We start from the raw sequence: 20,275 nt of genomic DNA, 5'->3' as shown, positions 1-20,275 counted from the left end.
TTGTCTTTAGGCGACATCATAAATGAAAAAAGCGGGAATTTCCCGCTTTTCCTGCCAGTTTTACAAGAATTATTCTTCTTTCAAACCGGTCAAATCTACCGATGCAGCATCAATATTTACATCAATATAATTGTCTTTTTTCTTTTTAGCTGTATCGCTGCGTTTTTGCTGAAGATTATCCAGATAGGCTTCATCAATACCGCCTGCGACATAAACCCCATCAAACACCGAGCAATCGAAATCATTCACTTCTGGCACTTTATGGGTACGTACTGCAGCTTTCAAATCTTCCAGATCCTGGAAAATTAGACGGTCAGCACCAATAATTTCACGAATTTCTTCAACGCTACGGCTAGAGGCAATTAGCTCCGATTTAGCCGGCATATCAATACCATACACGTTTGGATATTTCACCATCGGTGCCGCTGAAGCGAAGAATACGCGTTTGGCACCAGCGTCACGTGCCATCTGGATAATTTCGTTACAGGTGGTACCACGCACAATCGAGTCATCTACCAGTAACACATTCTTGCCTTTAAATTCCAGCTCAACCGGGTTCAGCTTTTGACGTACCGATTTTTTACGCTGCTGCTGACCTGGCATAATGAAGGTACGACCGATATAACGGTTTTTCATAAAGCCTTCACGGAATTTAACACCTAAGGTGTTGGCCAGTTCCAAGGCCGAAGTACGCGAAGTATCTGGAATTGGAATTACGACATCAATATCGTGTTCCTCACCCCATTCACGCAGGATTTTTTGCGCCAGCTTCTCACCCATTTTTAAACGGGCTTTGTATACCGAAATACCATCAATGGTCGCATCTGGACGCGCGAAATACACATATTCAAAAATACATGGATGATATTCAGATTGCGCCGCACACTGCTGGGTAAACATCTGGCCGTTAGAGTCAATGAAGATGGCTTCACCTGGTGCCAGGTCACGCTCGACTTTAAAGCCCAGTGCCGTAATTGCCACCGATTCAGAGGCAATGATGTATTCCATGCCTTCATCGGTTTCACGCGAACCGTAAATTAACGGACGAATCCCATGCGGGTCACGGAAGCCCACAATCCCTTGACCGGTCACCATGGCCACCACGCCATAAGCCCCTTTACAACGCTCATGCACACGCGTTACCGCATGGAAGATATCTTCTGCTGCCGGCTCCAGCTTGCCGCGTTTTTGTAATTCATGGGCAAAAACGTTTAACAGTACTTCTGAATCTGAATCGGTATTCATGTGACGTAAATCAGTCTTGAACAGGTCTTCATGAATTTCTTCGGCATTGGTCAGATTACCGTTATGCGCCAGCGTAATACCGTACGGCGAGTTCACATAAAACGGCTGCGCTTCTGCACTGCTAGATGAACCTGCCGTCGGATAACGCACATGACCAATCCCGTAGTTGCCCAGCAAGGCACGCATGTGACGGGTATGGAATACATCACGCACCATGCCGTTGTCTTTACGCAAGAACAAGCGACCTTCATGGCAAGTGACAATCCCAGCTGCATCTTGTCCCCGATGTTGTAACATCGTTAATGCATCAAACAACATTTGGTTAACAGGTGATTTACCAGCTATACCAACTACTCCACACATAGCAACCTCGCAGACCAGCTAGGATTAATAAAAAGGATTATTCGTTGACTCATCTGCGCCCTTTCGTTCAGGTTCAGATGAAGAACCAGAAGATTTCGGAGCATCTTCTGATTTGATGTGCTGTAAAGCCTCATTGGCGGCATCTTTGGACATTTGTGTGGCCCAAGGCGCATAAGGTAAAAGGGTTTGAATAAATTTGGACTGTTTCCAGTGCGGCGAACTTTCGACCCACGGCCCAATGCCCTGAATGGCAATTAGCACAATCAGCAGACCTTTGAGGGTACCAAACGCACCACCGGCTAAACGATTTAATGGGCCCAGTTTCAGCGATTTCAAGATGCGGTTTAATAATGCGCTCACCATCCAGGTCAGCACCACAATCACCAACACAATAAAAGCAAAGGCCGCAATTTTCTGAACCACCGGATCAGCACTGAGAGCGGTCATTGAAGGCGCTAGAACGGAAGCATATTTTGCCGCCACAATCAGGGCAAAAATCCAACCGACCAAGTTCGCAAAGGCTTTAATAAATCCTTGACGCAAACCGTTAAGCCCTCCAATGAGCAGAATAATCAGTATAAAGATATCGATGGCGTTCATGACTTTAAAGTGCGTCTACACAATCTTTCACAAGTTCCGGGCCAGTATAGACCAAACCGCTATACACTTGTACCAAAGTTGCACCGGCATTGCGTTTCGCAACTGCCTGCTCACCTGAAAGAATACCACCAACACCAATTAAAGGAATTTTGCCCTCTAAGGTTTTGGCAAAGGCTGCCAGACACGCGGTACTCTTTTCAAATACTGGCGCACCCGATAAACCACCGGCTTCATCGCCATGTGGCAAATTCTCTACCCCTTCACGAGACAAGGTGGTATTGGTCACAATTAAACCATCAATTTTAAATTGCAGTAATTGCTGGGCAATAAATTCAATATCGGACAGTTCTAAATCTGGCGCAACTTTCAGCACCAACGGTACATAATGCTGATGCTCTTCGGCCAGCGCCAGCTGACGCTGTTTCAAGGTTTGCAACAGCTCGGTCAGGGCATCGCCGCTTTGCAGACTGCGCAAATTCTTGGTGTTGGGTGATGAGATATTCACCGTAATATAAGAAGCGTAATTATAAACTTTTTCTAAACAAATCAGATAATCATCGACCGCTTTTTCTACCGGAGTATCGGCATTTTTACCAATATTAATCCCCAGTACGCCTTTAAATTTGGCGGCCTTGACGTTTTCAATCAGCTTATCGACGCCATCATTATTAAAGCCCATGCGGTTAATAATGGCTTTGGCCTGCGGTAAACGGAACAGACGCGGATGTGGATTACCGGCTTGCGGACGCGGGGTGATGGTACCAATTTCAATAAAACCAAAACCTAAAGCGGCCAGCGCATCAATATAGGCACCATTTTTGTCCAGGCCTGCAGCCAGACCCACCGGATTCGGGAATTCAATACCCATACAGGTGACTGGTTTTGCTGCCACCTGCTGACGCATCAGGCCCATTTTATGACCTGATTTTAATAAAGATAATGTGAGCTCATGTGCACGCTCCGGTGCCAAAGAAAACAACAAAGGGCGGGCAAGAGAATACAACATATCGGCAAAAGTCTACGGCTTTTTAAGTCGGCCTATTATAGGCCCAGATTGTTGAAAACACCATGCTTGACCATTGTTTATTTTTACCGGTTATTGCACTGTCGCCGTTAATTTAATCTGCCCGGCATCAGAAATTAATTCCATTTTTTCAATGCTTAATCCCATTTGTGCCAGCTGGGTCAGGAAATTGGCCAGCACAGAATATTGTGCATGACTGCTTACAATTTGAATTTTTTCACCCGACTGCTGCGATGCCACCGACAAACCCTGCTGCTGTGCCACGCGCTGTACTTTTTCCAGACTGCTGAGCTGTACATCCCCGGCCGGCTTCATGGTCACGGCGTTGCTTTGCATCCACACCACCAGATCTTTTAAGGTATTGAGCCGTTTTTGCTGCTGATCTGCTGCGCCGTGCATATACCACAGCGCCGATCCGACGGCGGCCACCAGCACAAAAATACCGGTAAAAATCACCATGATCCGTTCACGCACACTGAGCGTATCTAGATAGTCATTTAATTTTTCCAGCGACTGATCCCAACGCTGCTGAATTTTTTCTACTGCTTTCATTATTGTACTTTCACCAGTCCGATTGCGCCGTTGGCAGCCGGTTGAATATTACCCAGCTCGACCTTAAAGCCCAGCTGGTTTAATTGCTGGGTCAATGCCTGCAAGCTGGCTGCAGAGCTGGCCTGTAATTCCATATTCAGACTGGACAGATCATAATTGACCCGTCTGGCCACAATCTGATTCTGCATCAATACCGGCCCGATCCGACTGAGCAGCTGTAAGGCCTGGGTATCGGCAGTCTGGCTTTGTTTTAACTGATATTCAAACTGGCTTTTAATATTTTGTTCGGTGACCGGATAGTTTTGCCCAAACCAGTATTTAAACTGATCAATCGCCTGCACCGCGGTCTGATTCGCGACTTTTTTATACTGATACCAGCGCGTGGCATCATAACTGAACTGCACCACCAGAATCCCCAAAAATACCGCAGCACAGGCTTTCCAGTAACCCGAAATGCCCGATTCACTTTTGGCTTTGGGTAAAATATTAAAAGGATGCTGTTTGACTTTTTTCAGCACCGGCACTTCATAATGGAAAGAGCTTAACTGCTCATGCGTGCTGATAGCCTCAATACTGTGCATCTGTTCGGCGGTAAAATTACTGATCTGATAACACTGTTCAGGCGGCTGATAATCCAGAAATAAAGCCAGATCATCGACCGAGCTGCCCAGATATTCATTTTCACGTACCAGCAACCGGCCACAGACATTGGCCAGCACAATATGATCAGGCTCAGGCACTGGCAGCAATAAAAAGTCTGGCAATAAGGCCGTGACTTTGACCGGCAATAGCGCCAAAGCATGTTGCAAGGTTTCGACATGGCTTTGCGCCACACCAAGTAAAGTCAGGCGGTCCGGCTGCTGAAAATGATGCAGCACTTTCATGGCATCAATTGGCAATACCACAAACTCTTCTAGCAGGAATTTAATCCCCTCTGGCCCCAGCTGCTTGTATTGGGCCTTGTTCATCTGCTGTTGCAGCATCTGTATATCCCGGCTCGGGAAATACACCACTGCTTCTTCACCCTGATGAAGCTGTATCGCCTGAATCAGGTCTTCAAGGGTATTGGCCTGAACCCAGTACTCCCCGCTCGACCATTGCCAAACCCCATTGGCTTCCGGCATCCATATTTGCAACATTGTTATTGTACTGCCATGAAATAAAGTGTGTTGTTATGCGTCTGGAATAAAACTTTTTATTTGTGTCGATAAACCTGCAGCAATGACCGCCTGCTCATAAATACGCGCTTCTGCCAGCGCATAAGGATGGAAAGATTCCCCGGTTAACTGCTCTGCAATATGTGCCACCACATTCATATGACACACCACCGCAATTGATTCATAAGGCAAATGCGATAACCACTCAATAGCCTGAGTCGCATCATCATCCGGTTTAATGGTATTGCAGATCACCACAGGCACATCTTTAAAATAGGTCTGGATATGCGCCAGCGTTTCCTGGGCACGTAACAGCGGACTAACCACAAACACATCCGGACGGATCAGATCTTTTAAATACTCTGCCGTTTGCTGTGCCTGGGTATGCCCACGTTCGGTCAGGGGACGTTTAATATCATTACCATGCACGGGTGGTGAAGCTTCACCATGACGCACTAGGGTCAATTGCATATACATTTCCTTATTTCATTTTGTCCGCATTATAAGCAGTAAATATGACAGTTCGGTTCATCAAACTGTCATATTTTAACCAATTTATACCTCATGATGTGGCAATACAAACTCTACATCACTACGATGGCCATTTTTCATGAGTGCCAGTGCAATCGTCAGCGGCGGCTGTCCTTCATAAATTACATCATACAAGGCGCTGGTAATTGGCATATACACATCCAGCTCTTCAGAACGCGCTTTGACCTGCACAATGGTATTAATCCCTTCTGCGGTCTGGCCCAGTTCCTGTGTGGCCTGTTCCAGGGTTTTGCCTTTGCCCAGTGCAAACCCGACCTGATAGTTACGACTCAGTGGACTGCTACAGGTGGCAAATAAATCACCGACACCTGACAGACCTAAGAATGTCAGCGGGTTGGCGCCCAGCTTGACCGCAAAACGGCTCATTTCAGCTAAAGCACGGGTTAAAATCATACTTTTGGTATTTTCACCGACGTTATACGCGGCGGCCATGCCCATGGCCACGGCATAAATATTTTTTAACGCCCCACCAAGTTCCACCCCGTGTACATCATCACTACCGAATACACGGAATAAAGCACTATGGAGTGCCTGCTGCACCGCATAACGTACCAGTTCTGACTGGCTGGCAATCACGGTTCCGGCAGGCTGCCCGGCTACAATTTCTTTGGCCAGGTTCGGGCCAGACAGCACCCCATACGGCACTTCCGGCAATTCGGCGCGAATAATATCGCTCATAAAGCAGAAGGTTTTGGCCTCAATACCCTTGGTCAGGGACACCACCGCTTGCGAGGTGATAAACGGCTTAATCTGCTTCAGCACATCACGAAAAGAATGACTTGGAATGGCAACCAGAATAATATCTCGGTCGCGCACCGCCAGTTCCAGATCCGATACTGCTTTTAAGCCCGGCTCTAAAGGAAAATCCGGCAAATAGCGTTTATTGATATGAGTGCGGTTAATTTCTTCAGCGGTGGCTTCATCCCGAATCCAGATCATGGTATCGCAGCCGTTACGCACCGCGGTATTGGCCATTGCGGTACCAAAACTGCCCCCACCCAAGACGGTAATTCTTAATGCGGTTTTCTGATCAATATTGACCGGTTCTACCAGACTGGCAAAATTCAATTCTGACATTATTTTTATATCCTCAGCCGTATGCGATGCTTATTCCGTCCAGTAACTGACATAGGCGTCAGTCTGAATGTCCGCACGCGGCGCAATCGCTTTTGCGGCAGTTCCAATATAGATGATGCCTGAAATTAAATCATCTTCATTTAATTTCAAAGCTTTTTTCAATAATTTTGATTCAACCACGGCACCACTGCGCCACATGCTGGCAAAGCCTTGTGCCTGTAAAGACAGCAGGAAATTCTGTACCGCCGCCCCGGTACTTAAGGTCTGCTCAAAATCCGGAACTTTAGGATGCGGCTGGAATTTGGTCAGTGCCAGCACCAGTAATGGCGCCCGGAAAGGATGATGTTTCACACGTTCCAGCTGCACCGCATCGGTCTGGCCTAAATCGGCCAGAGCCTGTACCAGCAACTCGCCAAAAGCTTCGCGGCGCTCTGCCGGAATCACCACAAAACGGGTCGGTTTTAAACGATGATGATCAGGCGCGGTCAAGGCTGCCTGAAAGGCACGCTCCAGCTGCGCTGCATTCGGTGCCGGCTCGACCAGATGCCCAATCGACTGACGTTGATGAATATTCTGATGAACCGTAGCTTCCATTGTATCCGTCATTGGCTTATATCTATCTATAAAATCTGCCTCAAGATTAGCATAAACCACAGAATTTACTCTATTTGCGTTGGGTTATTTGTATAAATCCTGAGTTTTAATGGCCGGCTTGTCTGTCACAGAGCCACTATATAAAACTGCATTTCTTTACAGCTTCTACAAACTCTAAAAGTGCAGATATGTTTAGATAGATGACTGATTCAACAAATAAAATATGGGGACCACACATGAACAAGCTGATTGGTTTAAGTGCTGCAGCCACCGCTGCGCTATTTTTGACCGCCTGTGCTTCAAACCCGACCTCTTCGCTGGCAATTCAGAAAGAAAATAATCAGTACGAAGTCACCGGTTTAGGTAAAAGCAATATCATCTCCAAAAACAATGCGATTAGTGCGGCCAACAAAACCTGTGGTAGCCGCGCTACACCGGTGGTGGTCGATGAACAGACCACTTATAACGGCGCTTTAAAAGGCGTGGTCGATGAACAGACCGGACAGATGATTCAGGCTGCCGCGACTGTGCTCGGCACCATCTCGGGTCGTAATGCCCAGCTGGCACAGGATGATGATTATCAGACCGTACTCACCTTCCGCTGTCAGGCCAACTAATCTGAACGTAATCAAAAGATGCAATAAAAAATGGATCAGGTCCTTTCGAGCTGATCCATTTTTTCATTTTGATGCGGGTAGCTGCCTCAGCAACAACACGACATAGTAAAGTCTAGCAATAACCATCTAAACGGGTTAATGGCAGTTTTTGTCCGATGGCTTTTTCAATTTCTGGCAAATAGAAAGCATCATCTTCGGCCAGGAAACTGATACTCACCCCACGCGTACCAGCACGACCAGTACGGCCAATACGGTGCACGTAGTCATCTGATTGTTCTGGCAAGGTAAAGTTCACCACATGCGACACGCCATCGACGTGAATGCCGCGTCCGGCGACATCGGTGGCAATCATGATGTTGTGTTTGCCATTTTTAAACTGGTCCAGCATTTTCAGGCGTTTATCCTGGGCAATTTCACCAGATAGCATCACCACTTTATAGCCATCACGTTTCAGATGGTCATACAGACGGCGCACCTGATCGCGGCGGTTGGCAAAGATCATGACTTTTTCAATCGGCTCGTCGCGCAAAATATCTTGCAGCAGTTTATATTTGTCTGAATTCGACACCATATATACGCGCTGCTCGACATCGGCATTGGTTTTCTTTTCCGGTTCAATTTCGACAGTCACCGGTTCAAATAACCATTGCTGGGCCAGATTCAGCACATCATAGCTAAAAGTGGCTGAGAACATTAAAGTCTGGCGCTGCTCTTTACGCGGTGAAAAACGCACAATCCGTTTTACCGATGGAATAAAGCCCATATCCAGTAAACGGTCGGCTTCATCAATCACCAGAAATTCCAGCTGATCCAGCCAGACTTCTTTTTGCTCGACAAAGTCAATCAGACGACCCGGGGTCGCGACCATAATGTCGACAAAGTTTTTATCCAGCTGCGCTTTTTGCTTGTCAAAATCGACACCGCCCAACAAAGTCACCACATGCAGGTCGGTAAACTTCACCAGCTCTTTGGCATCACTTTCAATCTGTAAGGCCAGTTCACGCGTCGGTGCCAGAATTAGGGCACGCGGCTCACCGCGGAAACGCTGCTCTTTCACCGGATTATTCAATAAGTCATTGATTACGCTAATGAGGAAGGCAGCGGTTTTGCCGGTACCGGTCTGGGCGCGACCAATGGCATCATGTCCAGCCAAAGTAAATTTTAAAACCTTTTGCTGAATGGGCGTCATTTCCTTAAAACCTAAGGCCGCAATAGCTTGTCTCAGTTTCGGATGTAAATTTAAGGTTTCAAAACCAGATGACATAAAAATGTGCTCTAACTTATTAATCACAAAAACGTATCATATTATAAACAAAAAACGCCCCAATAGATGGAGCGTTTTTCAGATTAATCCAACGATTAGTCTAAAGGTTGTACTTCTTCCGCTTGGAAGCCTTTTTGACCTTTAACTACGCTGAACTCAACACGTTGACCGTCACGAAGTGAACGGTGGCCTTCGCCCTGAATCGCACGGAAGTGAACGAATACATCGTCGCCGCCGTTACGTTGAATAAAGCCAAAACCTTTAGTGTCGTTGAACCATTTAACTACGCCTTGTTCACGAGCTGTCATAAGTTAATCCTCATTGATTAAAAAGAAGGACCACCCGGTGTTGCAAACAGCAGAGTAAACAAAGTTTAAAAATATTTTTATTTCTAAGCTTGTAATCATTCTGTATAACTATTAACAAAATCCCGGTTACATCCAATTTGTAATAGGGCGACAAACAACAACTGCCTATCTCAAATCCTAAATACGCATCGAGCTTAACACGGGTTTATGACAAATAATAGATTTTTTTTGATTTATCTTATTCAGAATTCATGCTTTTTTTGACAAAGTTAATTCAAGATTTTTCAATGTTATATTTTGATAAAAACCGCAAATAAACTTTAGATTTGGCACCAAATTTGCTAATATTTTGAGTCCTTTTTTAAAGACCCGATTGAAGCAGATTATGGACAACTCTGTCGATGAAATGATCATCATTGATGCGATGGGACAACCCTGCCCCATGCCCTTACTGATGCTAAAACGCGTTTTAAAAAAAACCGGCGCCGGACACTTTCTGCTCAAGTCCTCTGACCCGCATAGTCAGCAAGATGTCAGCCGCTATTGTCAGATTCACCAGTACGGCTGTGAATTGACACAAATTTCTGCCAACGAGTTTCATTACTTTATTGAAATTAAATAATTTTCAATTAAAGTAAACAGCATGCATTGGCATAAAACTTTACATTTCTCTACCTTTTTTCCTTAATTTGCAAGGATATTGGTATTAAGATGAAATTTACAGGTAATACGACCCACCGATCCTATAAGGAGAACTCATGAGTGACAGCCGCAATCAGTTGATGCCCCTGTCATTATCTGCGCCAGGCGTAAATCTCGGTGCTTATATTAGTACCGTCAATCAAATTCCTATTTTAACGGCTGAACAAGAAAAAGAGTTAGCTGAACGTTATTATTATGATCAAGATTTAGATGCAGCAAAAATGCTGGTCATGTCGCATTTGCGATTTGTAGTCCATATTGCGCGTAGTTATGCAGGTTATGGTTTGCCACAAGGCGACCTGATTCAGGAAGGCAACCTCGGTCTAATGAAGGCCGTGAAACGCTTCGACCCGAATATGGGCGTGCGTCTGGTGTCATTTGCCGTGCACTGGATTAAAGCCGAGATTCACGAATACGTGATCCGTAACTGGCGTATTGTTAAAATTGCCACCACCAAGGCACAGCGTAAACTGTTCTTTAATTTACGCAGCCTGAAAAAATCCAGCAAAAAACTGACGCTGGAAGAAGCCAAATCGATTGCCAACGACCTGAATGTCACTCCGGAACAGGTCCTGGAAATGGAAGGCCGTCTGACCGCTTATGACGCGGCTTTCGAAGCGCAAAATGATGATGAAAGTGAAAACACTACCCATGTTGCGCCGGCGCTTTATTTAGAAGATAACCGTTACGATCCGGCCCGTCTGGTCGAAGATGAAGATTATGAGGCACAAAGTACCTCTGCCCTGCATGAAGCCATGGAGCAGCTGGATGACCGTTCGCGTAATATCTTGCAGCGTCGCTGGTTAGATGATGATAAATCGACCCTGCATGAACTAGCAGCTGAATATAATGTTTCTGCGGAGCGTATTCGCCAGCTTGAAAAAAATGCCATGGAAAAAATTAAAGTGGCAATGTCATCTAACTAAGTGATGATTCCAGAGTGCTAAAGTTAAAAAAGGGCGATCTGCCCTTTTTTGCTGTCTGTGCTTGCTGAAACCGGGCGATGATCTTAAAGAAATCCATTTTCTTCCCCCCTAAAATCAAAAAGCTGGATTCAATACCACATTTCAGGGTGAAAGTTTTTCACTTTCTCGTTGCCCGGAAAAATGTTAAGGTTGAGCGCAAATTTACTCAGGTCATTCTTGCTATGTGGATTGCAATTTCTGCCCTTAATTTAGCACTTGCGGTGATGTTAGGTGCATTTGGGGCACATGGCTTAAAAGCACGCGCAACAGAAGCTCAACTGGCGTGGTGGCAAACAGCGACTGATTATTTTTTCTATCATGCCCTCGGATTATTGGCACTGGCGATTCTGGCCAAAGTCATGACTCAATTTCCCATTAAAGCCAGCTTCCTGCTGATTCAGGTCGGGATTGTGTTTTTCTGTGGCTCATTGTATGTGATGGCGCTAGGTTTGCCGCGCGGTCTGGGGGCCATTACCCCAATTGGCGGTGCGCTAATGATTGCCGGCTGGCTGGTACTGGCCTGGAATGCCATGAAATATGCCCGATAATTCGGGAACGGAACAGCTAGGAAACTGCAGGTATGCACATTTATTTAAACGGCGAATTACAACAGACACAGTGCCATAATTTACTAGAACTGGTGCAACAACTGGCGTTGGAAGGCAAACGTTTTGCGGTAGAACAAAACGAGATGATTGTGCCGAAAAGCCGACTGGAAAGCACCCCTATTCATGATCAAGACCGCATTGAAATTATTCATGCCGTTGGCGGCGGCTAAGACGGAGCACGTATGGAAGACACCCTACTTAAAATCGGTTCACGCACTTTTAACTCGCGCTTGTTGGTGGGCACGGGAAAATATAAAGATTTGCAGGAAACAGATCTGGCCATTCAGGCCAGTGGTGCGGAAATTGTGACCGTTGCTATTCGTCGCGTGAATATTGGTCAGCATCCCGATCAGCCAAATTTGCTGTCTGTGATTCCACCAGAAAAATATACCATTTTACCGAATACTGCCGGCTGTTTTGATGCCAACAGTGCAGTGCGTACCTGTATGCTGGCGCGCGAACTGCTCGATGGTCACAATCTGGTAAAACTGGAAGTACTGGGCGATGAAAAAACCCTGTATCCAAACATCACCGAAACCTTAAAGGCAGCGCGCACGCTTATTGATGATGGTTTCGAGATTATGGTCTATACCTCGGATGATCCGATTGTGGCACAAGAACTGGAAAGCATGGGCTGTGTGGCAATTATGCCTTTAGGCAGCTTAATTGGTTCAGGGCTGGGGATTTTAAACCCGCATACTATTTCTATTATTAAAGAAAATGCCAAAGTACCGGTACTGGTCGATGCGGGTGTCGGCACTGCCAGCGATGCAGCAATTGCCATGGAACTGGGCTGTGATGGTGTGTTAATGAATACTGCAATTGCAGCAGCGCAAAATCCGGTCCTGATGGCTTCGGCAATGCGCAAAGCAGTGGAAGCGGGCCGTGAAGCTTATCTGGCAGGCCGGATGCCGCGTAAACGTATGGCCAATGCCAGCTCGCCAGAAACCGGTTATTTCTTTAAATAATCCGAACATTATCTGCGCTGAGAGATAAGTTACTCCTTCAGGTTTTACTTGATTAAAAGCTAAACATGAAAAAAGGACTCTGCTTGAGTCCTTTTTTATTGCGGTTTTTAGACCTGAATCAAGGAATCAAGCCTTCATCACGCATGGCAATCTGCACCGATTGACGCTCGGCCACTTTATTGCGTAGCGCAATAATATGGGTATATGGGGTTAAATCATGATGAATATGGTTCGACCAGTTGGTCAGTACGAATAAATAGGCATCGGCCGGGCCAAAGTTATCATCGACCAGATACTCATTGTCTGATTCACCAATAGTTTTATCAATATAACTTAACAGACGGTCAATTTCAGCATAGGCTTTATTTTTTTCATCATCGGTTAACTGGCCACCGAAGAATACCGCGTAGGCATCATGCAGTTCCGAGTTGAGATAACCTAACCATTCCAGCACTTTGGCACGGCCCATGCCAGATGGCGGAATTAAATCTTGTTTTGGATCGTGCTGGGCCAGAAACGGTAAAATTGCCACGTTCTCGGTCAGAATTAGACCTGGATTAATCTCAAGCGCCGGAACATAGCCTTTTGGATTAATTTCGTAATAATCATGACCTTTTTCGGTTTTATGGGTTTTCAGGTCGACACGTTCTAAATCAAAATCTACATTAATTTCATTTAAAATAATATGGGCCGCTAAAGAACATGCACCCGGTGAATAATAAAGCTTCATATCTGATCCTTGTTATATAACTACTAACTGTTTTAAATGGCTTCTAACAAACTTTCAAGTGATCGAACCTGTAAATTGCAAAAAAGCGTAAATGCGTAAAAAACATTTACCTTTTCAATATTGAGCAAGCGCGGCGCTTTTTCAAGTGGATTGCGGCTGCTTTTTTCACTTCATTTGTTTTACCATAGTCGCCTTTAAAGTTTCATGAAAAGCCGATTGTGATTAGTCTGAAAAAAGAAGAGTGGTTTTCCAATATCCGGACCGATGTGCTGGCCGGTCTGGTGGTGGGGCTGGCCCTGATTCCTGAATCCATTGCCTTTTCTGCGATTGCCGGCGTCGATCCACAAGTTGGCTTATATGCCTCCTTCTGCATTGCTGTGACTATTGCCTTTTTTGGTGGCCGCACGGCAATGATTTCGGCCGCGACAGGTGCCATGGCGCTGCTGATGATTACCCTGGTCAAAGAGCACGGGCTGCAATATTTGCTGGCGGCAACGGTACTGACCGGGATCATTCAGGTGGTGGCCGGCTATTTTAAAGTGGCCAAGCTGATGCGTTTTGTGTCGCAATCGGTGGTCTATGGTTTTGTGAATGCGCTGGCGATTTTAATTTTTGTCGCGCAACTTCCAGAGCTGATGCAAATGGATCTGTGGGGCTATGCCTTTGTTGGCTTGGGGCTGGCGGTGGTTTATCTGTTTCCCTATCTGCCTAAAATTGGCAAGGCGGTGTCCTCACCCTTAATCTGCATTATTGTGCTGAGTTTGCTGGCGCTATTTTTAGGTGCTGATATGCGTACGGTGAGCGATCTGGGACAGTTTCCAGATACTTTACCGGTATTTTTAATTCCTGAAATCCCGCTGAATTTTGAAACGCTGGCGATTATCTTCCCCTATTCCATCACCCTTGCGACAGTGGGTTTACTGGAAACCATGATGACCACCACCATTGTGAATGAAGTGACGGAAACTGAAGGTGACCGTCATCAGGAATGTCGTGGTCAGGGCTATGCCAATATTGTCAGCGGTTTTATGGGCGGGATGGCCGGCTGTGCCATGATTGGCCAGTCGATTATTAACGTCAGCTCTGGTGCGCGTACTCGTCTTTCTACTTTGGTCGCCGGCGTTTTCCTGCTGTGTCTGGTGGTGTTCTTTAAAGACTGGCTGGCTTATATTCCAATGGCGGCGCTGGTGGCGATTATGATTATGGTGGCCTTTACCACCTTTAACTGGGATTCGGTGCGTAACTTTAGCAAGCATCCAAAGCAAAGTAATATTGTGATGCTGACCGTGGTGGCGATTGTACTGGCCACACACAACCTGGCCTTGGGTGTTTTCGTTGGGGTATTGCTGTCGGCCTTATTCCTGGTGAATAAGCTGGAAAGTGAAGTCCAAGTTCAGTCTGAACGCGTACAGGATACACGCCGTTATCAGATTACCGGACAGATTTTCTTTAGCAGCTCGGACAAGTTTTTCCAGTTCTTTGACTTTAAGGAAAATCTGCAACAGGTAAAGATTGATCTGACTCATGCGCATATTTGGGATTTAACCTCAGTGAATATGCTAAATACTGTGGTGCAAAAATTTGAAGCTCGCGGGATTCAGGTCGAGCTGATTGGCTTAAATGAAGCCAGTGACACCCTGATTGATAAATTAAGTCCGAATTAAGCTTGAGTAAAACCACATAAAAAAACGCCTGATAATCAGGCGTTTTTTATGGCAGATCAATACCCGCCTTATTTACGGCGACGTAACCAAGCCGCAGCACTCAGACCGAATAATCCCAATAATGACCATAGACCGGTACTCCCCCCATGGGTATCCGCTTTGGAGTCTTCCGATGGCTTTGGCTCTACCGGTGCATCTGCCAAATCCAGATCAATAATAATCGGGTCGTGGTCAGATGAACGGAAAGCATCCGGGCTATAAAAGGCCTGAATCTGCTCGGCGGTTTTATAGTCTTCATTATAGGCCAGCGCCGTCGGTTCATCGGCATTAATGGCCCATGCAAAAGCACGTTTAACCCGTGGATACAATTGCGCATCGGCAATGGCATGGTCTAAATTACCGGCGCCGCCATAGCCCTGGGTATTACTGGCTACACCAAACACATAACTATAAGCCTGTTTGCCCTGTCCGATTTTTTCATCATTAAACAGATTTTTATAGTTGGCCTTTTCCAGCGCCAAAATCGGATCTTCCTTGGCATAACTGTTTAAGTCGCCCAGAATCAGGACATTGGGCTGCGTTACTTTGGTTGGATTGGTCGCCAGCCATTGCATTAATTTCTGTACTGCGGTCACACGGGTGCTATTCCAGCAGCCTTGACCATCACCCTGATCTGCATCTACACCCGTGTCAGGACAGCTACCTTTGGATTTCAGATGCTGTGGCACCACGGTAAAGCTTTCGCCACCCGCCACAGGTTTAAAACTTTGCGCCATGGTGACACGGTTCAATTGCGTACCATCATCAAACACGGTAGCGGCATTCACCGGCGTCAGGCGTTTGCTGTTATAAATCATGGCTACGGCAATGATATCGGTGCCCAAGCGATCTGCATTTGGCGGTGTCACATACTTCCAGTCTGGCCCCAGACTTTGGGTTAAATAGGCAATGGCGCTGTCTGGGCCATAACCATTGTTGGCAATTTCATTCAGGCCATAGACATCGGCATCAATAGCTTTTAAGGCACTGACAATTTTCTGATGCTGCTTGTCGAACTCTGCTTTGGTTTTTGCACCGCGCTCGGTCGGGAAGCCTTGTGCAGCGCCATTGTCATAGTTCAGGACATTAAAGGCCGCAGCACGAATCTGGGCAGTATTTTTGGCACTGACGCTGCTGCGCTCATTTTTGTCTGCCACGATATTCGGCAAGGTTCTGCCCTGAACAGGCTGAATACGCCACTGGTTAAAACGATATTCCAAAATCCCTTCTACATTTTGCAGCTCATAGCCGGCTCTTAAGGTATTTTGCGCATTAAAGTTCAGCGGCAACCACGGCGTCCGGTTCTGGTTGTTATAGCCATCATCCAGAATAATTTTGGATAGCAGGTTTTGCTTGGCCAGGCTGAGTGCTTCGTCGGATTTGGCCGGATACAGATTGGTCGGCATATATAAGCGCCCAAGGCTTAAGGCCAGCTCGCCATAACGGCCATAATTATAGTTTTCACTGACGGTCAGAGTTTGCGGCAGTTTAACCAGCGCACCCTGATAACGCTGCGGTGCATGCTGCTGCATATCCGTCAGGCTTTCAAACGGTAAATTTACCGTTTTTGGTGCTACCCAGCTTGCCGCTTGCGGATTACAGGTTTGAATATCCTGAGTCAGCTGGTCCAGCTGCAGCTGGTTTTGATAGCTAGTGAGGCGACCGCGTAAAATCACCTCTTCCCCAACCTGACCACCTTTGATCTGGCTGCTGGCCGGAATATAAACAAAAATCGCATTATTCAGGTTTGGCTTGGCTTTGCTATCTGGCGTTTGCAGATAAAAACCGGAAAAACCATTGCTATAACGATAATCTGCGGTCATCACCCCACGCACGGTATAGATCTGGTTCTTGCTGGCACTGTGCAAATCGGCAATGGCAGTATCGGAACTGCTACAGCTAATCGTTTCCGTCACAGGCGGTGGCTGCTCTCCTTCTGGCAGCAAATACTGGCTAAAAGCGTTCCGGTCAGACCAGGCCGTCCATTCACTGTTCACATCAAAGGGCGCTGTTGGATCAACTGAGCTAACACTATGCGTGGTTTTATTGCGGCTTAAACTGGTGCCCTCTGCCCAACTCGTAGTCTGTCCAAGCACACCAAAACGATCGACCGGTGTATTATGCTTATACAGCACAACCGCATCATTACCATTAAAATTCAGACTTGCGATTTTTTTGACCAGATCGCCCAGCACCAGCTCCAATTCACTTCGCCCGACCAGATATTCAGCTTTGGCCGGCAACACTCCCTCTAAAGATACCGTCAGTCCGGCTGTGGTTGAGCCATTGGAAAAAATCTTGATTTGATACTGAGATAAATCGGCCGCTGTCGTATCGGGGTTATAAATCTCCAGTCCCTTACGGTTCGACGTACCATCGACATATTGACTGAACATCAGCTCTGCATGTGCAGAAAATCCACAACCCATGAGTGCCATGGCCCAGCATAAAGTATGTAATTTCATTATTTTTTTATCAGTTGTTAAAGCTTATTCAGGCTATTTTTTAGACATGACAGATGTATGAACATTTGATGAAACTATTTCTGCATTTTCATGACAGCTACCGTGAAAAAAATAGCGCAATGCATGAAAAAATTTGACTTCAACTGCTCAGGACTTAAAATACCGCATTTGAATTTTTTACGATTGCCAAAGTTATGTCGAATGATCAATTAGACCAGCAAGTCGTCGAGCTGGACAACTTAAACGAGCACCGTGAAATTGTGACGTTTATGCGTCGTTCCTCACCACTCAACACCTCTCAACGTACTGCGCTTGAACAATATGGTCACCTAATTTTGGAATATCCGGTTGGCGATTTACGTCAGCATTTTGAACATCCAGAACGTCCTTTAACGGTAGAAATCGGTTTTGGAATGGGCCGTTCACTGGTCTTAATGGCGCAGGCCAATCCGGAGCGTAACTTTGTGGGTATTGAAGTGCATGTGCCGGGAATTGCCCAGTGCGTATATGAAGCAGGCACAGCTGGTTTAAGCAACCTGCGTGTACTGGATGCCGATGCAATTCAGGTGCTGCGTGAAATGCCAGACAACAGCATTAACACGGTGCAACTGTACTTCCCGGACCCATGGCAGAAGAAACGTCACTTCAAACGCCGTTTTGTAGTGGATGAGCGTATGGAACTGGTGGAACAAAAGCTGGAAATGGGCGGCACTTTCCATGCAGCAACTGACTGGGAACCGTATGCAGAATGGATGCTGGACGTGCTGGACAACCGTTCCCGTTTAGAAAACCTGGCAGGCAAAGGCAACAGCTATCCACGTCCGGAATGGCGCCCACAAACCAAATTTGAACGCCGCGGTATTGAAGCCGGTCACAAGATTAACGACTTTATCTTTAAGAAAATTTCTTAATCACAAAGTTGAAAAAGCGCTGAAATCTCAGCGCTTTTTTTATACGTCCCTATCTTGAGATTAGACAAAATAGATGATCTACCAGTCAAAAGTGATTTAAAAGATCAGATCAACGACTCGATTAACCAGTATAAAACCGAAAATAACAACAATGGGTTATGACTGATGACGTTCTAAAATCTGCTGGCTGAATAGTTGATAAACCGCCTGTAAATCGGGTCGCTGTGCATCGGCCAATAACTGCTGATGCATCTGTAAAATATTCTGATCACCACGCATGGCCGGGCCGGTCTGCATGGTTTTAGGATCGGCCTGGGTGGCCTTCTGCGCCGTTTCCAGTATTAACGGATACAGCAGACTAAAATCGACCTGCTGGACATCAACAATTTGCCGAGCTATGTCATAACAATAATTACTGAAATTACAAGCAAACACCGCGGCCAGATGCAGGCTCAGACGCTGCTCGGAGCTATAGGCATAGACCCGCTGACTGAGTTCATTGGCCAGCTGCAATAATACAGCCTGATCGTCTTCATCTGCCGCTTCAATAAATACAGGGGTCTGACTCCAGTCAATCTCACGTTCCAGACTAAAGGTTTGCAGCGGATAAAATACTCCGGCACGTGCATGTACCTGCTGTAACAGCTGCATTGCAGTACTGCCGGAGGTATGGACCATCAGCACTTCAGGCAGATGAGGATGCACCTGCTCAATCACTGCGGCAATGGATTGATCACTCACCGCAATGATCACCAAGTCCAGTGTCGCATCAAACTGTGCCGGGCTGTGAATTGCACTGGCCTGTACCTGCTGTGCCAGCTGCGCTGCCTTATCCAAACTGCGGCTATAAATCTGTACTATCTGGTGCCGTGCACTCAATGCCCGTGCCAGATGATGTGCTACCCGCCCCGCGCCAATAATCCCGATTCGCATCTGTTTCATCTATATTTTGAACCGCCCACAGCATGCCAATAAAAAAAGGACGAATCAATTCGTCCTGATAGATTTGAGCCAGTTTTAGAACTTTCTTAAGGTCAGAATCTGTTCACTGCGTCCAAATGGCCCATGAACATCATGCAGAATGCCGCTGGTCAGACCAATACCGTCTTCACCATATTGTTGTACCACTTCCAGTCCTAGCCACTGGCCTTGCGGTAAGCGGTGCAGATGAATTTGCAAATCCAGGTTTGGAAAGCCCCAACCGGCATTTGGGTCCTGACGTGGCACCACACCATTGGCGGTATCTACCATACCCATCAGGCGAGTGAAATCCGATGTCGGCTGGCCGTCAATCATTTCAAGCTGATTACTGAGCCAGACAATGCCTTTGCCCGGACGATGGTCCAGATGGGCACGGGTCTGAATGCTTTGAATATAGCCGCCTGGCCAGCAGCGCATGCCATCCCACTCGGGTAAATAGTCCGGACTTTCTGCCGGTAAATCTTCCAGACCGGCAATGGCACGAGTGTCGGAAGTCAGCATTTTCCAGGCACGCGCCACAATACAGGTTTTGCCATTGGCACACATTTCCGCTTCAATCAGTTCAATGGTTTTTCCCGGGCGAATCATGCGGGTGGTAATCGAAAATTCACCAAAGGCAATCAAACCAAAAATATCCAGCCCGACCCGGCCAATGCGCATTTCTGCACGTGGCTGGAACTGTTCCAGCTCTGCACAGAGAATACCGGTGGCAGGTGCCATATGCTGCTCATGCGGATTCCACGCGCCCTGAGCATGAATATTCGATTCATAATAAGCTGTGCTGCTGCCATCTGCATGCTGTTCACGTCTGATAAAACTGTAATATGCCGACATTATTTTCCCTACTTCCTTGCTCTTTGGTCTGTGTGCTACCTGCCTGTGTAGCCCC

At 46.5% G+C, this 20,275-nt stretch carries 22 protein-coding genes; 8 read left to right on the top strand and 14 right to left on the bottom strand.

Translation table 11 applies throughout. The annotated features are described in order from the left end of the window. Positions 1 to 69: 69 nt before the first annotated feature. The 8 genes from purF to FTU54_RS06520 form a co-directional block, all read right to left on the bottom strand. Positions 70 to 1,608 (bottom strand): amidophosphoribosyltransferase, encoded by a 1,539-nt coding sequence (purF, locus tag FTU54_RS06555; protein WP_005177128.1) that lies wholly within the window; start codon positions 1,606 to 1,608, stop codon positions 70 to 72. Positions 1,609 to 1,632: 24 nt separating this feature from the next. Further along, positions 1,633 to 2,208: a CvpA family protein gene (locus FTU54_RS06550; protein WP_016658356.1), complete on the bottom strand. Its 576-nt coding sequence runs from the start codon at positions 2,206 to 2,208 to the stop codon at positions 1,633 to 1,635. A gap of 4 nt (positions 2,209 to 2,212) precedes the next feature. Next, positions 2,213 to 3,214, bottom strand: coding sequence for a quinone-dependent dihydroorotate dehydrogenase (locus tag FTU54_RS06545; protein WP_160241433.1), 1,002 nt, complete (start codon positions 3,212 to 3,214; stop codon positions 2,213 to 2,215). A 90-nt stretch (positions 3,215 to 3,304) separates the two neighbouring features. Next, complete coding sequence (gene gspM / locus FTU54_RS06540) at positions 3,305 to 3,784, bottom strand: type II secretion system protein GspM (RefSeq protein ID WP_045795041.1); 480 nt, start codon at positions 3,782 to 3,784, stop codon at positions 3,305 to 3,307. Beyond that, positions 3,784 to 4,923, bottom strand: coding sequence for a type II secretion system protein GspL (gspL, locus tag FTU54_RS06535; protein WP_180074571.1), 1,140 nt, complete (start codon positions 4,921 to 4,923; stop codon positions 3,784 to 3,786). Before gspL ends, gspM begins: the two co-directional genes overlap by 1 nt. 33 nt (positions 4,924 to 4,956) lie before the next feature. After that, positions 4,957 to 5,412, bottom strand: a complete 456-nt coding sequence (gene sixA, locus FTU54_RS06530) for a phosphohistidine phosphatase SixA (RefSeq protein ID WP_163142241.1) — start codon at positions 5,410 to 5,412, stop codon at positions 4,957 to 4,959. Between the two features lie 84 nt (positions 5,413 to 5,496). Further along, the gene (locus FTU54_RS06525) at positions 5,497 to 6,570 is read right to left on the bottom strand and encodes an NAD(P)H-dependent glycerol-3-phosphate dehydrogenase (protein WP_005177113.1); all 1,074 of its coding nucleotides are present in this window, start codon (positions 6,568 to 6,570) and stop codon (positions 5,497 to 5,499) included. 30 nt (positions 6,571 to 6,600) lie between these two features. Then, on the bottom strand, positions 6,601 to 7,176 hold the full coding sequence (locus FTU54_RS06520) for a nitroreductase family protein (RefSeq protein WP_034597478.1): 576 nt from the start codon (positions 7,174 to 7,176) through the stop codon (positions 6,601 to 6,603). A 224-nt stretch (positions 7,177 to 7,400) separates the two neighbouring features. On the opposite strand from FTU54_RS06520, the gene FTU54_RS06515 reads away from it, so the two are divergent. Then, positions 7,401 to 7,781 (top strand): hypothetical protein, encoded by a 381-nt coding sequence (locus FTU54_RS06515; protein WP_005177108.1) that lies wholly within the window; start codon positions 7,401 to 7,403, stop codon positions 7,779 to 7,781. 112 nt (positions 7,782 to 7,893) lie between these two features. Here FTU54_RS06515 and rhlB read toward each other — a convergent pair whose 3' ends face one another. After that, complete coding sequence (gene rhlB / locus FTU54_RS06510) at positions 7,894 to 9,045, bottom strand: ATP-dependent RNA helicase RhlB (protein ID WP_005177106.1); 1,152 nt, start codon at positions 9,043 to 9,045, stop codon at positions 7,894 to 7,896. Positions 9,046 to 9,140: 95 nt separating this feature from the next. Next, the gene (locus FTU54_RS06505) at positions 9,141 to 9,353 is read right to left on the bottom strand and encodes a cold-shock protein (RefSeq protein WP_005177104.1); all 213 of its coding nucleotides are present in this window, start codon (positions 9,351 to 9,353) and stop codon (positions 9,141 to 9,143) included. Positions 9,354 to 9,738: 385 nt separating this feature from the next. On the opposite strand from FTU54_RS06505, the gene FTU54_RS06500 reads away from it, so the two are divergent. The 5 genes from FTU54_RS06500 to FTU54_RS06480 all read left to right on the top strand — a co-directional run bounded on the left by FTU54_RS06500 (position 9,739) and on the right by FTU54_RS06480 (position 12,596). Continuing rightward, positions 9,739 to 9,975 carry a sulfurtransferase TusA family protein gene (locus tag FTU54_RS06500; RefSeq protein ID WP_180074570.1) on the top strand — a complete coding sequence of 79 codons (237 nt, stop codon included), beginning with the start codon at positions 9,739 to 9,741 and terminating at the stop codon, positions 9,973 to 9,975. A gap of 136 nt (positions 9,976 to 10,111) precedes the next feature. Continuing rightward, a complete protein-coding gene (gene rpoH / locus FTU54_RS06495; protein WP_005177101.1) occupies positions 10,112 to 10,981 on the top strand; it encodes an RNA polymerase sigma factor RpoH in 870 nt (289 codons plus the stop codon). Positions 10,982 to 11,202: 221 nt separating this feature from the next. Then, on the top strand, positions 11,203 to 11,568 hold the full coding sequence (locus tag FTU54_RS06490) for a DUF423 domain-containing protein (protein ID WP_005177099.1): 366 nt from the start codon (positions 11,203 to 11,205) through the stop codon (positions 11,566 to 11,568). Positions 11,569 to 11,600: 32 nt separating this feature from the next. Further along, entirely contained in the window at positions 11,601 to 11,798 is a 198-nt protein-coding gene (thiS, locus tag FTU54_RS06485; protein ID WP_005177095.1) for a sulfur carrier protein ThiS, read from the top strand. 12 nt (positions 11,799 to 11,810) lie between these two features. Then, positions 11,811 to 12,596, top strand: a complete 786-nt coding sequence (locus FTU54_RS06480) for a thiazole synthase (RefSeq protein WP_005177093.1) — start codon at positions 11,811 to 11,813, stop codon at positions 12,594 to 12,596. Positions 12,597 to 12,714: 118 nt separating this feature from the next. On the opposite strand, the gene FTU54_RS06475 is transcribed toward FTU54_RS06480, so the two are convergent. After that, complete coding sequence (locus tag FTU54_RS06475) at positions 12,715 to 13,326, bottom strand: glutathione binding-like protein (protein WP_005177091.1); 612 nt, start codon at positions 13,324 to 13,326, stop codon at positions 12,715 to 12,717. A gap of 218 nt (positions 13,327 to 13,544) precedes the next feature. On the opposite strand from FTU54_RS06475, the gene FTU54_RS06470 reads away from it, so the two are divergent. After that, entirely contained in the window at positions 13,545 to 14,990 is a 1,446-nt protein-coding gene (locus FTU54_RS06470) for a SulP family inorganic anion transporter (RefSeq protein ID WP_180074569.1), read from the top strand. A gap of 68 nt (positions 14,991 to 15,058) precedes the next feature. Here the strand turns inward: FTU54_RS06470 and FTU54_RS06465 are convergent, their stop codons facing one another. Continuing rightward, positions 15,059 to 17,467 (bottom strand): ExeM/NucH family extracellular endonuclease, encoded by a 2,409-nt coding sequence (locus FTU54_RS06465; protein WP_180074580.1) that lies wholly within the window; start codon positions 17,465 to 17,467, stop codon positions 15,059 to 15,061. 221 nt (positions 17,468 to 17,688) lie between these two features. On the opposite strand from FTU54_RS06465, the gene trmB reads away from it, so the two are divergent. Further along, positions 17,689 to 18,405, top strand: a complete 717-nt coding sequence (trmB, locus tag FTU54_RS06460) for a tRNA (guanosine(46)-N7)-methyltransferase TrmB (RefSeq protein ID WP_075166682.1) — start codon at positions 17,689 to 17,691, stop codon at positions 18,403 to 18,405. Between the two features lie 156 nt (positions 18,406 to 18,561). Here trmB and FTU54_RS06455 read toward each other — a convergent pair whose 3' ends face one another. Together FTU54_RS06455 and FTU54_RS06450 are read right to left on the bottom strand one after the other, a co-directional pair. Then, positions 18,562 to 19,338, bottom strand: coding sequence for a Rossmann-like and DUF2520 domain-containing protein (locus FTU54_RS06455; RefSeq protein ID WP_180074579.1), 777 nt, complete (start codon positions 19,336 to 19,338; stop codon positions 18,562 to 18,564). Positions 19,339 to 19,422: 84 nt separating this feature from the next. After that, on the bottom strand, positions 19,423 to 20,220 hold the full coding sequence (locus FTU54_RS06450) for a thioesterase family protein (RefSeq protein WP_005177084.1): 798 nt from the start codon (positions 20,218 to 20,220) through the stop codon (positions 19,423 to 19,425). Positions 20,221 to 20,275: the final 55 nt, after the last annotated feature.

The organism is Acinetobacter sp. YH12116, assembly GCF_013418895.1.
GTDB lineage: Bacteria > Pseudomonadota > Gammaproteobacteria > Pseudomonadales > Moraxellaceae > Acinetobacter > Acinetobacter indicus.
This window is presented reverse-complemented; position numbering and strand designations above follow the sequence as displayed.

Excerpts from the sequence above, each read along its gene's own strand:
- purF (WP_005177128.1), bottom strand. The coding sequence starts at position 1,608 with ATGTGTGGAGTAGTTGGTATAGCTGGTAAATCACCTGTTAACCAAATG.
- FTU54_RS06550 (WP_016658356.1), bottom strand. The coding sequence starts at position 2,208 with ATGAACGCCATCGATATCTTTATACTGATTATTCTGCTCATTGGAGGG.
- FTU54_RS06545 (WP_160241433.1), bottom strand. The coding sequence starts at position 3,214 with ATGTTGTATTCTCTTGCCCGCCCTTTGTTGTTTTCTTTGGCACCGGAG.
- gspM (WP_045795041.1), bottom strand. The coding sequence starts at position 3,784 with ATGAAAGCAGTAGAAAAAATTCAGCAGCGTTGGGATCAGTCGCTGGAA.
- gspL (WP_180074571.1), bottom strand. The coding sequence starts at position 4,923 with ATGTTGCAAATATGGATGCCGGAAGCCAATGGGGTTTGGCAATGGTCG.
- sixA (WP_163142241.1), bottom strand. The coding sequence starts at position 5,412 with ATGCAATTGACCCTAGTGCGTCATGGTGAAGCTTCACCACCCGTGCAT.
- FTU54_RS06525 (WP_005177113.1), bottom strand. The coding sequence starts at position 6,570 with ATGTCAGAATTGAATTTTGCCAGTCTGGTAGAACCGGTCAATATTGAT.
- FTU54_RS06520 (WP_034597478.1), bottom strand. The coding sequence starts at position 7,176 with ATGACGGATACAATGGAAGCTACGGTTCATCAGAATATTCATCAACGT.
- FTU54_RS06515 (WP_005177108.1), top strand. The coding sequence starts at position 7,401 with ATGAACAAGCTGATTGGTTTAAGTGCTGCAGCCACCGCTGCGCTATTT.
- rhlB (WP_005177106.1), bottom strand. The coding sequence starts at position 9,045 with ATGTCATCTGGTTTTGAAACCTTAAATTTACATCCGAAACTGAGACAA.
- FTU54_RS06505 (WP_005177104.1), bottom strand. The coding sequence starts at position 9,353 with ATGACAGCTCGTGAACAAGGCGTAGTTAAATGGTTCAACGACACTAAA.
- FTU54_RS06500 (WP_180074570.1), top strand. The coding sequence starts at position 9,739 with ATGGACAACTCTGTCGATGAAATGATCATCATTGATGCGATGGGACAA.
- rpoH (WP_005177101.1), top strand. The coding sequence starts at position 10,112 with ATGAGTGACAGCCGCAATCAGTTGATGCCCCTGTCATTATCTGCGCCA.
- FTU54_RS06490 (WP_005177099.1), top strand. The coding sequence starts at position 11,203 with ATGTGGATTGCAATTTCTGCCCTTAATTTAGCACTTGCGGTGATGTTA.
- thiS (WP_005177095.1), top strand. The coding sequence starts at position 11,601 with ATGCACATTTATTTAAACGGCGAATTACAACAGACACAGTGCCATAAT.
- FTU54_RS06480 (WP_005177093.1), top strand. The coding sequence starts at position 11,811 with ATGGAAGACACCCTACTTAAAATCGGTTCACGCACTTTTAACTCGCGC.
- FTU54_RS06475 (WP_005177091.1), bottom strand. The coding sequence starts at position 13,326 with ATGAAGCTTTATTATTCACCGGGTGCATGTTCTTTAGCGGCCCATATT.
- FTU54_RS06465 (WP_180074580.1), bottom strand. The coding sequence starts at position 17,467 with ATGGCACTCATGGGTTGTGGATTTTCTGCACATGCAGAGCTGATGTTC.
- trmB (WP_075166682.1), top strand. The coding sequence starts at position 17,689 with ATGTCGAATGATCAATTAGACCAGCAAGTCGTCGAGCTGGACAACTTA.
- FTU54_RS06455 (WP_180074579.1), bottom strand. The coding sequence starts at position 19,338 with ATGCGAATCGGGATTATTGGCGCGGGGCGGGTAGCACATCATCTGGCA.
- FTU54_RS06450 (WP_005177084.1), bottom strand. The coding sequence starts at position 20,220 with ATGTCGGCATATTACAGTTTTATCAGACGTGAACAGCATGCAGATGGC.